This is a genomic window from Pedobacter polaris (assembly GCF_005116505.1).
GTDB lineage: Bacteria > Bacteroidota > Bacteroidia > Sphingobacteriales > Sphingobacteriaceae > Pedobacter > Pedobacter polaris.
This window is the reverse complement of the sequence record NZ_SWBR01000002.1, coordinates 834189-850281: the sequence shown is the minus strand read 5'-3', so window position 1 is coordinate 850281 and position 16093 is coordinate 834189. Positions and strand designations below refer to the sequence as shown.

The 16093-nt window shown below is 35.1% G+C and carries 10 protein-coding genes; 6 read left to right on the top strand and 4 right to left on the bottom strand.

What is annotated here, in order from left to right; all coding sequences use genetic code 11:
• Positions 1 to 160 precede the first annotated feature (160 nt).
• From FA048_RS09830 to FA048_RS09815, 4 genes are all read right to left on the bottom strand, one after another.
• On the bottom strand, positions 161 to 1138 hold the full coding sequence (locus tag FA048_RS09830) for a glycoside hydrolase family 43 protein (protein ID WP_136840352.1): 978 nt from the start codon (positions 1136 to 1138) through the stop codon (positions 161 to 163).
• 1 nt (position 1139) lies between these two features.
• Positions 1140 to 2066, bottom strand: a complete 927-nt coding sequence (locus tag FA048_RS09825) for a glycoside hydrolase family 43 protein (protein WP_136840350.1) — start codon at positions 2064 to 2066, stop codon at positions 1140 to 1142.
• An 86-nt stretch (positions 2067 to 2152) separates the two neighbouring features.
• Positions 2153 to 3694, bottom strand: coding sequence for an alpha-N-arabinofuranosidase (locus FA048_RS09820; RefSeq protein ID WP_136840348.1), 1542 nt, complete (start codon positions 3692 to 3694; stop codon positions 2153 to 2155).
• 5 nt (positions 3695 to 3699) lie between these two features.
• Complete coding sequence (locus FA048_RS09815) at positions 3700 to 5706, bottom strand: alpha-L-arabinofuranosidase C-terminal domain-containing protein (RefSeq protein ID WP_136840346.1); 2007 nt, start codon at positions 5704 to 5706, stop codon at positions 3700 to 3702.
• Between the two features lie 289 nt (positions 5707 to 5995).
• Between FA048_RS09815 and FA048_RS09810 the strand changes: the two genes are divergently transcribed.
• From FA048_RS09810 to FA048_RS09785, 6 genes are read left to right on the top strand one after another with little or no spacing between them, the layout of a single operon-like run.
• Positions 5996 to 8452, top strand: a complete 2457-nt coding sequence (locus FA048_RS09810; protein ID WP_136840344.1) for a glycoside hydrolase family 95 protein — start codon at positions 5996 to 5998, stop codon at positions 8450 to 8452.
• A gap of 11 nt (positions 8453 to 8463) precedes the next feature.
• The gene (locus FA048_RS09805) at positions 8464 to 10890 is read left to right on the top strand and encodes a hypothetical protein (protein ID WP_136840342.1); all 2427 of its coding nucleotides are present in this window, start codon (positions 8464 to 8466) and stop codon (positions 10888 to 10890) included.
• 3 nt (positions 10891 to 10893) lie between these two features.
• On the top strand, positions 10894 to 12513 hold the full coding sequence (locus FA048_RS09800) for an arylsulfatase (protein WP_136840340.1): 1620 nt from the start codon (positions 10894 to 10896) through the stop codon (positions 12511 to 12513).
• Positions 12514 to 12525: 12 nt separating this feature from the next.
• Complete coding sequence (locus FA048_RS09795) at positions 12526 to 14379, top strand: rhamnogalacturonan lyase (RefSeq protein ID WP_317130521.1); 1854 nt, start codon at positions 12526 to 12528, stop codon at positions 14377 to 14379.
• A gap of 44 nt (positions 14380 to 14423) precedes the next feature.
• The gene (locus FA048_RS09790) at positions 14424 to 15191 is read left to right on the top strand and encodes a rhamnogalacturonan acetylesterase (RefSeq protein WP_136840336.1); all 768 of its coding nucleotides are present in this window, start codon (positions 14424 to 14426) and stop codon (positions 15189 to 15191) included.
• Complete coding sequence (locus FA048_RS09785) at positions 15191 to 15985, top strand: rhamnogalacturonan acetylesterase (RefSeq protein WP_136840334.1); 795 nt, start codon at positions 15191 to 15193, stop codon at positions 15983 to 15985. Before FA048_RS09790 ends, FA048_RS09785 begins: the two co-directional genes overlap by 1 nt.
• Positions 15986 to 16093 lie beyond the last annotated feature (108 nt).

Sequence of the window (16093 nt, the reverse complement as noted above, 5' to 3'; positions counted from 1 at the left end):
GTCGGAAGGACAGCAAAAAAGATTTAGCGTAAAGAAGGGCGGACTTTGATAGTTAAAGCTACTTGCTTTTCTAATTTTTAAACCACATAGAAACATAGCACATATAGAAAAAAATAAACCTATGTTTTCTATGTGCCTAGGTGGTGAAGTCTTCGATTAATTAATTCGCCTTCTTAATCCCTTCACTAGTCATTACTACTCTTTTCATAGTTCCATCTTTATTATAGTATAAATAATCTATACATACTGATCTTCTAAAGCTGCCACCTTCTGTATTGATGCCACCATTATGATAAATGAAATAAGATTTGCCCTTAAAATCAATAATGGCTTGATGGTTAGTATTCGAGTTGCCAGCAATTTCATTTAATATGCCTTTGTATTCCCAAGGTCCAGTTATTTTTTTGCTCATGGCATAAACTATTTTTTCAGGAAATTGCGATGCATAAGAAAGATAATACCATCCCTTTCTTTTATGTATCCAAGGAGCCTCTGTAAATTCGGGTAAATCTAAAGTTACAATTGGACCATCCATTTCTATCATGTTCTTCTTTAACTTTACATAACGGCACTTCTGGTTGCCCCAAAATAAGTAAGCCTGACCATCATCATCAATAATTACAGAAGGATCAATATCATCCCAACTAATTTTTACATCTGTGGTCATATCATTGGTAATTAATGCTTTGCCCAATGCATCTTTGAATGGTCCCCTCGGACTATCAGAAACTGCAATACCAATTGATTTACCGTGTATGGTGCCGTGTTCAATAGCAACATACCAATAGAATTTACCATCTCTTTCTATTACTTGCGAAGCCCATGCATCTTTTTTTGCCCAAGCGAAAGCCTTAACATCTAGAGGAGATTTATGTTCCTTCCAGGTTACCATATCTGCAGATGAATAAACTAACCATTCATGCATTTCGTAACTATTTTTGGGTGGTTTCGGCACATCATGGCCAGTATATAAATAAACAGAATCGCCATAAACATAGGCTGCAGGGTCTGCTGTATATTTATCTGTTATGATTGGATTACCTTTTGAAACGATGATCTTTTCTTGTGATTTAGCTGAGGTAAGATTAAAAAAAACGGTTATCAATCCTAAACCAAGAATTTTTGTATTATTTTTCATTTTAATTTACTGCTAATAATTTCTTTAATTCTTTTTTCTTGATGGTTAAAATGGTACCATGCCTAATTCCTTTTGGTAAAGATATTTTAGCAGATACATCAGTCCAGTTTACCAAATCAGCAGACTGGATAGCGCCATATTTATGATCTCTGTACTTATCGAAATAAACTAACCAATCATTTCCTATTTTTAAAGTTGTTGGTCCTTCTGCCCAATAATTTCCAGTAATTTTTGGACTGGCTTTTGAGTAGGGGCCAACCAAGTTATCGCTATAAGCAATTTTAAGATTTTTTTGATCTGGCTCTCTGGTTTCGTCTTTTAAGAACATCACAAACCTGTTTTTGTCTTTTACAATGGTGGCATCAATTACATTAAAACCAGGATCATATAGTAGCTTGGTTTCAGAAAATGTTTTAAAATCTTTGGTAGTAACGTAGTACATTCTGTGGTTATAACCATCATCGGCTTTTGATGCTGTTTCGGGAAACTTACCAATGATGGTGGTTGCCCAGTAAATCATATACGTTTTGGTGGCTTCATCATAAGTAATTTCTGGTGCCCATGTGTTTCTTGCACCTTCTTCTTTAGCCATTACTGGTATAAATTGTTGTTCGCTCCAATTAATTAAATCTTTAGAGCTTGCATAACCAATTCCCTTATCTTTCCAGCTTACTGTCCACACCATATGAAATAAACCATCAGCACCTCTAACAATGCAAGGGTCTCTCATTAATTTATCCTTACTAACTGTTGGTGTTAAAAACGATTTGTCATTTTTTAAAGCTGTCCATTGATAACCATCTTTGCTATAAGCTAAATGAAGCCCATCTTGCCCATTGTTGTTAAAGTAGGCAAAAATGTAATTTTTTTGCGCATTTACATTGAATGAGATGAAGAGTATGAAGCTTAGAAATAGGAGTTTTTTCATTATGTTTTTTATGATATTCTAAAATCCATTGGCGAGGACGCCAACGTTTGAATTTCTTTTGATGGCGTCCCCCGCCAACAATTTAGTTAGTTTTTTAATTCTAAAACAACCACAGATTGTGCTGGTAATTCTACAGAAAGTTTGTTGCCACTTTTCTTAGCGCCATTAAATTTCACAATGTGGATTTTATTAGGATTATCAAATGAATTTACATCAGTAATTTTAGCTGAAGTTAAGATTTGACCTGTTACATTTTTCCAGTTTAATCCTTCTAAAACAGTATTTAAAGTAATTTTCTTATTCGGATCCAGATTAACTAATGAAATGTGTATTGCACCTGTTTCATCTTGTGAGGCAGAGACATTTAGTGCAGGAATTTTTTTATCACCAGAAGTATAATCAGGACTTACGAAATCAATCGGTAAATATTTAGCATCCTGATGAACTTTGTACAAATCAAAAATGTGATAAGTTGGCGTTAAAATCACCTTATTTTTTTCAGTTAAAACTAAAGCTTGCAAAACGTTTACTGTTTGGGCTAAGTTTGCCATTTTTACTCTATCTGAGTGGTTATTAAAGATGTTTAGCGTTGTACCAGCAATTAAAGCATCGCGTAGGCTATTTTGCTGGTATAAAAACCCAGGATTTGTGCCAGGTTCAACATCAGTCCAAATTCCCCATTCATCAACAACCAATGCTACTTTTTTATTTGGATCATATTTATCCATAATAGCTGAATGTTTAGTCACTAATTCTTCCATCCTTAAACAGTTTTGCATGGTAGTGAAATATTGATTTTCATCAAAATTAGTAGCCGATCCTTTTGCATTCCATTTACCGGTAGGGATGGTGTAATAATGTAAGGTTAAACCCCACATCTGTCTGCCCATATTTTTCATACAGGTTTCTGTCCACTTGTAATCATCTGAATTGGCACCAGCAGCAATTTTTTTAAGTGGTGCACCCGGATAATCACGTGCATAAGTTGCATATCTGCGATATAAATCACTGTAATACTGTGCAGTCATGTTTCCTCCACAACCCCAACTTTCATTTCCAACGCCCCAAAAAGCTACCTTCCAAGGCTTTTCTCGTCCATTTTCCTTACGGATAGCTGTCATCGGACTAACACCGTCAAAGTTTAAATATTCAACCCATTTAGCCATTTCCTCAACTGTTCCACTACCAACGTTACCAGCAATGTAGGGTTCTGTTTGTAGCATTTCACAAAGCTCTAAAAACTCATGTGTTCCAAAACTATTGTCTTCTGTAACACCTCCCCAATTGGTATTTACCATTTTTGGACGGAGATTTCTAGGTCCAATTCCATCTCTCCAATGGTATTCGTCTGCAAAACATCCCCCTGGCCAACGTAGATTTGGAATTTTGATTTTCTTTAAAGCTTCAACAATATCTAACCTAATTCTTCCTTTATTTGGAATAGTAGAATTTTCATCAACCCAAAACCCATCATAAATGCAGCGCCCTAAATGCTCAGAGAAATGACCATAAATATGTTTGCTAATGATCTGATTATTTGCGGCTTTAATGGTTAGTGATGTTTCTGTTTGTGCATTTAAAACGAATGCACTACAAATTATAGAAATAGATAGGAGTAGCTTCTTCATGGCTTTTATGAATTAAATGGTATTCTGATTACGTTAAATGAGTATGGTTTTAAAACTAAGCTTAGTCTTTTGCCCTTAAGTGTTATGGTTGTTGTTTTTGGTGCAATGGTAGTTGGTCTTTCTAATGAGTTAGTTTCAGATAGGTTGTTGTTCTCCAATTCATCCAAAGAGGCTTTTGATTTTAATTTTTTCTTGCCATCTAAATTCAAATTGATGGTTTGAGTTTGATTGGCGGTATTGGCAATTTTGATAATTAGCTCATTGGTGGTCTTATCAGTAACAGCTGAAGCATAAAGGCCATCTTGGCCAATCACGTTCTTTTCATCTGCTGTAATTGACACTACATCTGTACCTTTATTGGTAGAGAATAATTTTTGAACATAATAATCTGGTGTGCCATAAACGTTTAAGTTATCTACCCAAATCATATCTGGAGCCCATTGCCATGCATCAACATGTGCAAAAAGAGGAGCGTATGATGCCATTTGAACTACATCTGCATTACGTTCTAAACCGGTCATTAATGCTGCAGCGGCTAGTGCACTTTGCCAGTTATTTCTATTGCTTCCAATAACTTTAGAGTCTGCATGTACAGCGTATTCGCCCACAAAAACTTTCGAATCATTTCTAGGATAATTATCATAACGGCCAGCATTTTTTAGAAACCAATCTGCAGGTTTGTAGTAATGTTCATCAATAAAATCTGCCTTGCTGTTTCTAAGAGATGTATTTAATAAGTCGAACCGATCTCCATCTGGCCCTGTGCCAGAGCTATTGATAAGTTTAATTTCTGGGTATTTTGCTTTAATGGCTTTAGTAAAAATTGCTAAACGCTCTAAATATTGTGGTCCCCAGTTTTCGTTTCCAATACCTAACATTTTTAGGTTAAAAGGCTTTGGATGACCTAAATCTGCTCTCTTTTTGCCCCATTTGGTATTGATATCACCATTTGCAAATTCAATTAAATCCAAGGCATCTTGTACATAAGGATCTAATTCATCCAAAACAGCAACCTCACCTGTATTGTATTGGCAAGCCATTCCGCAATTTAAAATAGGCAAAGCCTCAGATCCTAAATCTTCAGCAAGTTGAAAATATTCTAAAAAACCTAATCCAAAAGTTTGGTAATAATCTGGTGCAGGGCGATGGGCAAATTCAACGTTCCACCTGTTCATGATCATCTTACGGTTTTCAATTGGACCTATGGTGTTTTTCCATTGGTAACGATTTGCTAAGTCTGTTCCCTCAACAATACACCCACCCGGGAAACGGATAAAACCTGGTTTCATATCAGCCAACATTTGCACCATATCAGCTCTTAACCCTTGTGGTCTGTTCTTCCAAGTATCGCTAGGAAACAAAGAAATCATATCTAAGTCTATATCTCCTTTACCTTGAAATATAATAGAGAATTTGGCTTTTGGATCGGTTTCTGTTGCAATGATATTGGCAGCTTGTTTTTGCCAAGTGGCTCCGTTTGTTTGTGATGGAGTTAAAACTGTTTGACCAATTATTTTATTGTCGGCAGTCTTTAATTGTAATATCATTTTAATACCTAATGTAGGCATGCGATATAACATTGAAAAATCGTAACGTATTCCTTTTTTAATTCCTATACCTTTAAAACCCTCATTGATAAGCTCGAAATCATCAGTTTGTCTTTTAACCTGTAAATATCTTGGATTTGCGTCATTTACTTCTTTGCGATTAATAACCAAAACTTCACCCTCTTTTTGTCTATTTCTGTAAATTGACCAACCCATTAAGGGTTTGGCAAATTCGAAGGATCTATTTTTGATCAACTCAGCGTAGATGCCACCATCAGCACCAAAATTAATATCCTCAAAAAATACACCCCACATTTTAGGTTCAATTTTAGCAATTGATTGATCTGTTTTAACCAAAAATGTTTTTGTTTGCTGTGCTAAAGATTGATTTGATAGCCCAAAACTAATAAAGCAATAAGCTACAAAGAGACATAACACGCTCTTGGTATGAGAATTAATTTTCATAAAGTTTAATATTTGGAAAGATCTAAACTGTAAAAGTAAAATATTTAGAATAATAAACGTCATTTGTACGATTATTATTTAAGAATATTTTTAAACAGGTATTTACCATTGATAATGAAGGTAAATGAGTTTAGTTTATAACTGTCATAACCTTATTACATCAATACATATTAAATAGATATAAAAACAGGATGGCACAGGATGCAACTCAATAATTAACTAATTAAATTGGCAACTATCATTAAAACATAGCATATTATAATTAATGATAACAACCAAATATATCCTTATGGCCTTTCGAAACATTATTTTATGGGTGTTGTTGGTGTGTATTGATGCAACGCTTTTAGCCCAAGAAAAATCAGTTAAGTTAAAACCTACTTCCTTAACCCAAACTTTGTGGTATACTAAATCTGCTAAGAACTGGGATGAAGCACTTCCGATAGGCAATGGAAGATTAGGAGCAATGATATTTGGAAGAATTGATAATGAATTGATTCAATTAAATGAAGAAACGCTATGGACCGGTGGACCAGTAAATCCTAATCCAAATCCGCAAGCACCACAATATTTACCTCAAGTTAGAAAACTACTTTTTGAAGGCAAAAATGGAGATGCCGTAAAACTAATGCGCAAAATGCAAGGTCCAAATACAAATATGTATCAACCCTTGGCAAATGTAGTTTTAAAGCAAAAGTTAATTGGCGAAGTAAGTAATTACATCAGAACCTTAAACATTGCTGATGCAATTGCCACCACAAAATTTACAGTAGATGGAGTAGAATATACAAGAGAATATTTTTCATCGGCACCAGATCAAGTGATTGTAATGCGATTAACCTCTAATAAATCTAATGCAATTGATGTAAGTTTTGGCTTAAATACTGAACTTCAATTTAAAGTTGCTGGAGAGAACAATAACGAATTAGTATTAAAAGGAAAGGCAAGGACTTATTCTGATGAACGCAGAAATCCTAAACCTATAATATACGCTGATAGTTTGCACCACAATGGCATGCGTTACCAAACAAGACTTAAAGTAATTAGCACGGATGGAAAACTAAGTACAGATAGTTTATTAAATGTTAACGGAGCTTCAGAAATTTTAGTACTAATATCAGGTTCAACAAGTTATAATGGGTATGATCAATACCCAGATTTAAACGGTAAGGACGAAACAGCAATTGCTGTTAATTTTTTAAAAGCAGCAAGTTTAAAAACATATTTAGCATTAAAAAAAGCGCACATTACAGATTATCAATATTTTTTTAATAGAGTAAAATTAAACATCAACAATGTTGGAGATTTATTAGCCAATGTACCTACCAATGAAAGATTAGCAAATTATAAAACTGGCAAAACAGATTTCGGACTAGAACAGTTATACTTTGATTTTGGAAGGTACTTATTGATTTCTTGCTCTCGCCCAAGTGGGATTGCAGCCAATTTACAAGGGATTTGGAATGCATCAATTAGACCCTCTTGGCGAAGTAATTTTACAACCAACATTAACCTTCAAATGAACTATTGGCCAGCAGAAGTTTGCAATTTATCGGAGCTAACAGAACCATTAATCACGCAGATTAAACACATGGCGGTTAACGGTAAAGCAACAGCAACCAATTATTATAAGGCGGCTGGCTGGGCAGCACATCACAATTCAGATATTTGGGCACAAACTAATCCGGTAGGTGAAGGAGGGGGCGATCCAAGATGGGCTAACTGGTCATTAGGCAGTCCTTGGTTATCACAGCATTTATACGAACATTATTTATTTACAGGAGATAAAAAATATTTGAAAGAAACTGCTTATCCATTAATGAAAGGAGCTGCAGAATTCTGTTTAGATTGGCTGGTAGAAAAAGACGGGTATTTAGTAACCGCTCCTTCAACCTCTCCAGAAAATAGTTACATTTTACCTAACGGGAATAAAGAAGTAGTAACCATTGCTTCTACAATGGATATGTCTATCATAAGAGATTTATTCAGAAATGTAATGGATGCTTCTGCAATTTTAGGCATTGATAAAGAGTTTTCAGCAGTGCTAAAAGCAAAATATGCCAAACTTCATCCGCTTAAAGTTGGCAAAAAAGGTAACCTGCAAGAGTGGTATGGTGATTTTGAGGACGAAGATCCACAGCATCGCCATATTTCTCATTTATTTGGATTGCACCCAGGCAGGGAAATTTCTCCATTAATTGATACTGTGTATTCAAACGCAGCTAGGCAGACTTTAATCGTTCGTGGTGACGAGGGAACGGGTTGGAGTAAAGCATGGAAAATTAACTTTTGGGCTAGAATGCTCGATGGAAATCATGCTTACAAAATGTACCAAGAATTGTTAAAAAATTCTACATTAAATAATCTTTTTGATACACATCCTCCTTTCCAAATAGATGGCAATTTTGGTGCAACTGCAGGTATTGCAGAAATGCTTTTGCAAAGTCATTTGGATAAAATTCAATTATTGCCAGCTCTTTCTGCAGCTTGGGTTAATGGTTCTGTTAAAGGACTGGTTGCTCGTGGGGGTTTTGTAGTAGATATGAATTGGGAGAATGGTAAATTAAGTAAGGCGAAAATACAAGCCAAAAACGGAGGTGTATTAAACCTTTTAACAAATGTACCAGTCAAAATTGCTGGGCAAAAAGCTGTTTCTAAAAAGACTAAGAATAACCTAAGTATGTTGTATGACACAAGCTTTGTTACCAAGCCTGGTGCCGTTTACGAAATAACAATTTCACAATAAATTATGCTCATATGAAATTTTTAAAAGCCGTTACCTTCTTTTCGTTATGCTTGATTTCAGGTCATATACTTGCTCAAAAAAAAGCTGTTGTTAACCAAGATCCTAAAACTTTTAAACTGTTTTTTGAAAAGGCTTACTTGCAGATAGATAGAACTTATTATAGTAGTGGAGAAGATATTTGGTTTGCAGCTTATTTAGTGAACGGTAAAAGTGCCAGTTTAACAAGTACAAGTAATAACTTATATGTAGAGCTGATCAATTCCAAATCAGAAGTGGTAGACCGTAAACTTATTCGCATAGATAAAGGCTTAGGTAAAGGAGATTTTAAGTTAAAAGATACACTTCAAGCTGGCTGGTATAACATTATGGCTTACACCAATTGGATGCGAAATTTTGGTGATGACTTTGTTTTTCAGAAAAAAGTATACATCAATAATGCTGCAAAAAATAATGTTCAGAAACCGATAGCTATCAATTCAAAAAAGTCGATAACCTTTTTCCCAGAAGGCGGTTCATTAGTTGAGGGTTTAACATCTCTTGTAGCATTTAAAACAACTGATGAATATGGAAATGGCTTAAAAACAAGCGGAAGCATTATCTCATCAAAAGGTGATACGATAACTACTTTTCAAAGCACAGCAATTGGAATGGGCAGTTTCGCCTTTACACCCGCCATTAATGAGCAATACAAAATTGAAGGATCTTACAATAATGAAAAATTTGCATCAGCTTTGCCAACTGTACTTAAAAAAGGTCTTTCTTTGCATGTAACAACAGATTCTACAAATATTAAAGCATCTATTAGTGCGAATGAAGTACTGTTTAATGAATTAAAAGGGAAACCAATTTCAATTGTAATTAAACATGCTGGTGATAATATTTATACAGGTTCTATCACTTTATCGAAAGCTACTTTTTCAATAACAATACCAACAAAAGATTTACCTGCTGGTGTAGCTGTTTTTACTGTACTAGATCATTTAGGAAGGCCAAATTGTGAACGTTTAATTTACATTCAATCTGCCAACAAAATAAAGCTAACAGTTAACCCTAATAAACCTACTTATGGCTCAAGAGAGCAAGTAACATTAAATGTAAGGGCAACTAACACGCTTGGGCAACCAGCAAAAACATCATTGTCTTTAGCAGTGGTAGATGGTTTAATTCCAGCAGATGCAAATAATATTGTAAGTTATTTAATGCTTCAATCTGAAGTAAAAGGTGAAATAAAAGATGCCGACCAATATTTTGATGTTAAAAATGCAGGGAGATTTAAGCAGTTAGACCTACTATTGCTAACACAGGGTTGGAGAGAATATATATGGCGTAAACTTGGAGATTCGGCTCTAAAAGTAAGCCATTTACCAGAACCTGGGATAACCATAAAAGGTTTAGTTAGAGAGAAACTGAAAGATAAACCATTACCAGATATGAATATTACTTTATTCGGCTCTAATTTTATCGGTAGTAAGATCTTTACGACCAAAACAGATGCTGCCGGGCACTATTTTTTAGATGGTTTAAAATGGTATGGCAATCAAGCCGTTAAAATATCATCTCAAGACAATAAAGGTAAAAAAGGTGGTTGGTTACAAATAGATACTTCGTTTTTAACACTTCCTATAACCATTCAAAAAATTAACCCATTAACTGTTCCTAATCATGTAGATGATGAATTGGGGAAAAGGATGACCTATAACCGCACCTATAAAATAGGAGATTCAATTCTTTTGAAAGAAGTAAATATCATAGGAGAGAAGAGTGCAACAGTACAATTGTTTGATCAAACTTTAACCACTTTTGGTTATCCAGATCAGGTTTTTAACATAACAGCTGCAGATTATTCTTACAGAGGTTTAGAACATTTCCTGTTAACAAAAGTTGAGGGTACTCAGTCAGTTGATGAATTAGGTTCAGCAGAAAATTTAGATTCGAACAGTAATGAAGGTGTTGTATTTCTGGTTAACGGAAAAAAGGTAAGACCAAGAATTATAGTTAACAACAAAGAAGATATACAAGGTAGGCTAGATTATTATAGTTTAACAATGGATCAGATTAACAAAATTGTTGTTAAACATTTAATAGGAAATTCATCTCCTTCTGATGGCGCTCCGCAGGCTACAGATGTTTATGTAATTAGTTTAGATTTAAAAGACAGTGCCTTACGTGGGCCAAACCTTCACCTATTAAATCTTAACTTAAATGGATATTACGCTGCTAGATCTTTTTATTCACCTAATTATACAAGCAATTCTACAAATAATAAAGATTTAAGAACTACGATTTTTTGGGCGCCATTGTTAAAAACTAACGATAAGGGCGAGGTTAGTGTATCATTCTTCAATGCTGATAACAAAGGAGAAGTAGTTATAAAAGCTGATGGGATTACTGATAACGGAATTGCAGTTTCTTCTAAAACCACATATAAGATTCAATAGCTCATGATTAATAAGAATTTGCTATTTATTTTTTCGTTTTTTTTCGCTTTTGGCCTCTCAACAACTAAAGCGCAAAAGAAAGCCTTAAACAAGAAACCTAACATCATTGTGATTTTGGCTGATGATATGGGGTATTCCGATCTCGGCTGTTTTGGCTCAGAAACTAAAACGCCGAATTTGGATGAAATGGCAGCAAAGGGATTAAAAATGACTCAATTCTACAATGCATCCAGGTGTTGCCCAACAAGAGCATCGTTGTTAACTGGTCTTTATCAGCATCAAGCTGGAGTTGGTGATATGATGAATACCCGTAAAGAACCCGCTTATCAAGGCTATTTAAATCAGAACTGTGTTACAATTGCCGAGGCTTTAAAATCTTATGGTTATACTACTTTAATGGCTGGAAAATGGCATGTTGGCCAAGCTCCAGCAAACTGGCCAGTTAAAAGAGGTTTCGATCGTTATTTTGGTTTAATAGATGGAGCTGGAAGTTATTTCGGCCCTTATCCTTATCGTCCCAAACAAAAACTTACCATCGCTTTAGATGATAAAGAATTTACACCAGATAAAGACTATTATTCTACCAATGCTTATACAGATTACGCTTTAAAGTTTATCGAAGAGAACGATAAGACCAAAAAACCTTTCTTTTTATATTTAGCCTATCAAGCTCCTCATTGGCCTTTGCATGCATTGCAGCAAGACATAGTAAAGTACAAAGGCAAATATATGCAGGGTTGGGATAAACTTCGTGAAGCACGATTTAAAAGGATGCAAGAAATGGGTATCATCCCAAAAAACATTAAACTATCTCCAAGAGATAGCAACTTACCAGAATGGAATTCATTGTCTCAAGCAGAAAAACTAAACTGGGATGATAAAATGGCAGTTTATGCCGCTATGTTAGATTGCATGGATCAAAATATTGGTAGGATTAGAAAAAAATTGAAGGATCTTGGACAAGAGAACAATACAGTAATTATGTTTCTTTCAGACAATGGGGCTAGCAATGAAACAATTAATCCAAATGGTTTTTTACCAGAAATTTTTCAAAGCAGCAAGAAATTAGCTAGCGATCCGAGTTCTTTTACGGCTTATGGTTTTGAAGGTGCAAACGTGAGCAATACCCCTTTTCGCCTATTTAAGCACTGGGAATATGAAGGTGGTACAGCAACTCCTTTTATCGCCTATGGTCCAACTATAATTAAAGCAGGGGTAACTTCTCATCAACCGGGCCATATTATTGATATCATGACAACTTGTTTAAATCTTGCCGGTGCTAATTACCCATCAATTTACAAAGACCGTCAAATAAAACAGAGTGCAGGTGTAAATCTTGTTCCACTTTTTAAAGGTCAAAAATGGATTGGCCACAATGCGTTATTTTTCGAGCATGAGGGCAATCGTGCAGTTAGAAAGGGAGATTGGAAATTGGTATCAAATTATCCAGATAATGAATGGCACTTATTTAATATGGTAGCTGATAGAACCGAATTAAATGATTTAAGTAAATCTCAACCCAAAAAAGTACAAGAATTAATTGCTCTTTATAACAATTGGGCACAAAAGTCGGATGTAATTTCATTTGAAAAATTAGCGACTAAAAAAGGGGAAGGATATTAAATGCAGAAAAAATTGAAAATAAAATATAAATTAAAATTCGCAGTAATTGCCTTTTTGGTCTTTAGTACTTCTAATTTGTTCGCTCAAAGGCAGATGGAAAAATTAGATAGGGGCATGATTGCAATGCGCCAAGGAATTGATTCTGTTTATGTGGGTTGGCGTTTATTAGGTACAGAACCTGATGATATTTCTTTTAATCTTTATCGTAAAACTGGAGATAAACAGGCGATTAAGTTAAATAAAGAACCTATTACTCAAAGTACAAACTATATAGATGCCAAGGTAGATTTTGGTTTTGCTAACAGTTATTTTGTAAAAGCAATAATTACTGGCGTAGAGCAATCAGCTAGCAAATCTTTTACTTTGCCCGTAAATTCTAGTTCAAAGCAATACTTACAAATCCCTTTGCAAACCCCTATAGGATATACTCCTAATGATATGTCTGTTGGCGATTTAGATGGCGATGGCGAATATGATCTTATTGTACATCAAACTGGTCGTGGTAGAGACAACTCATCAAGTGGTTTAACAGATCCACCCATATTTCAAGCCTATAAAATGGATGGCACTTTTTTATGGCAAATTAATTTAGGGAAAAATATTCGTGAAGGCGCACATTATACGCAATTTATGGTGTATGATTTAGATGGTGATGGTATAGCAGAATTTGCCTGTAAAACTGCTGATGGAACAATGGATGGAAAAGGTAAGATAATTGGCGATTCTACCAAAACTTGGGTGAATAGAAGCGGTAAAATTTTAGACGGGCCAGAGTTTTTTACCATTTTTAGTGGTAAAACAGGAGAGGCCTTAGCTACAACGGATTATATACCATCTAGGGGAGAAGTTGGAAGTTGGGGTGGTAAAGGTGGTAACGGCAAAAATGATTTTACTGGAAATAGAGTGGATAGATTTACTGCATGCATTGCTTATTTAGATGGAATTCATCCAAGTGTTGTAATGTGTAGAGGTTATTATGGAAGAACAGTTTTAGCCGCTTGGGATTGGAGAAATGGAAAGCTAACCTCACGTTGGGTTTTTGATACCAAAGACGGTGAAAATCCATATTCAGGAATGGGTAATCACGGCTTAAGTGTAGCTGATGTAGATGGCGATGGCAAAGATGAAATAGTTTATGGTTCAATGGTGGTAAATGATGACGGTAAAGGTTTATATACTACTGGCTTAAGACATGGTGATGCTTTACATGTGTCTGATTTAGATCCAGACCATCCTGGTTTAGAGGTATTTGGTGTGCATGAAATTGAAGAAGGTACAAAAGGCCCAGGTGCTGCAGTATATGATGCCAAAACAGGTAAAATTTTATGGTCTGGATCTGACGATGAAGATGTGGGTAGAGGTGTGGCAGATAATATAGATAATACACGCATCGGAGCACAAATGTGGTGGTCGGGCTCAAACGGACTTTATGATATTAAGGGCAACCGTATTGGCGATCAACCTCGTTCTACAAATTTTTTAATTTATTGGGACGGTGATTTATCTCGCGAATTATTAGATGGTAATCATATAGACAAATATAATGGAGGTAGATTGTTTACTGCAAATGGTTACCTGTCAAATAATGGTTCAAAATCTAATCCAGCATTAAGTGCAGACCTTTTTGGCGATTGGCGTGAAGAGGTAATTTTCCGTGCTTACGACAATAAAAGCTTAAGAATATATACCACAACAAGTCCAACACAACATAGAGTTTATACGTTAATGCATGATCCTCAATATCGTTTAAGTATAGCTTGGCAAAATGTAGGTTATAATCAGCCCCCTCATACTGGTTTTTATTTTGGCTATGGAATGAAGAAAGCACCAAAACCTAACATTGTTTTAGTTGAACCCAAAAAATGAGCAAGAGAAAATTATCAGATCACAAACAAATAAAAAATAAATCAATGAAAAAATATAACTATCCCATTATAGGTTGTTTAATCCTAATTTCTTCCTTTGCATTCATCACTCAGCAAAAGCCAGCTTTACATACAATAGGGGACTCAACTGTTCGCAATTCGAATAAGGAAACCTGGGGATGGGGAACACCAATTGCAGCATTGTTTGATACTACAAAATTACATGTAGAAAATAATGCAATGGCTGGTAGAAGTACAAGAACTTTTTTATCCGAAGGCAGATGGGATAAAGTTCTACAAACATTAAAACCCGGTGATTTTGTAACCATGCAATTTGGTCATAATGATGGCAGTGCGCCAGATACTACAAAAGCAGGTCGTAGAGGAGTGCTAAAAGGTACTGGAGAAGAAACCAAAGTATTAACTTGGCCAGATGGCAAGTTAGAAACTGTGCATACTTATGGTTGGTATATCAGGAAATTTGTTCGTGAAACTAAGTCAAAAGGGGCAATCCCAATCGTGGTTTCAATGATACCTAGAAATCAATTTAAAGATGGAAAGGTTTTACGTGCCGATCAAAATTTTGGCAAATGGGCTGCAGATGTAGCTAGAGAAGAAAATGCATTTTTTGTCGACTTGAATAAAATCACAGGAGATAAATATGATGCAATGGGACCAGAAAAAGTGAAAGCATTTTTCCCTGGCGATCATACACATACCAACTTAGAAGGTGCAAAAGTAAATGCGCAATCGGTTATCGAAGGCATTGAGGCATTAAAAGATTGTCCACTTAAAAATTATATTAAAAAATAATGAAACCTAACAAAAAACATTTATTGCTAGCATTAACAGTGGTATTTACGATTTTTTCTTCATGTGTAATTTTAAAGCAAAACGAAAAACCAACACTATTTTTAATTGGAGACTCTACTGTTAAAAACGGAAAAGGCAAAGGCGATGGATCTTTGTGGGGCTGGGGAAGTTTTATAGGTGAATTTTTTAATACCAACACAATCAATGTTGAAAATAATGCGCTTGGAGGAACGAGTAGTCGTACTTTCCAAACAAATGGCTTGTGGGAACCTGTTTTAGCTAAAATCAAAAAAGGAGATTTCGTAATGATGCAATTTGGGCATAATGACGGAAGTGCTTTAGATGATACAGCCCGTGCTCGTGGAACGATTAAAGGAATCGGTACAGAAAGTAAAGTAATCTTTAATCCAATTAAAAAGCAGCAAGAAGAGGTTTATACCTATGGATGGTACTTACGCAAGTTTATTAATGATGTTAAAGCCAAAGGAGCAACACCAATTGTGTGCTCTCCAATTCCCCGTAATCCAGTAAAAGATGCTAAAATTGTATTGGCAAATGATAGTTATGCAAAGTGGGCTGAAGAAGTTGCTAAAGCTGAAAAAGTAGATTTTATTCCATTAAACCAATTAATAAAAGATAACTATGGTACTGCAAACGCAGATTTAATTAAAACTTACTTCACAGAAAAAGATCACACACATACCAATGAAGCAGGTGCTAAATTAAATGCTTCACTTGTTGTGGAAGGATTAAAAACATTGAAGAACTCTAAGTTGAATAAATATTTAAAGTAAGTTTTGTCATTAGTCAAGATTTGCAATCTCGACTTTGGCTAGTTGAGGATTTTAAATCCTCAATCACAAGGATCCAGATTGGAATCCGACTAAATAAAACAAGTTTAA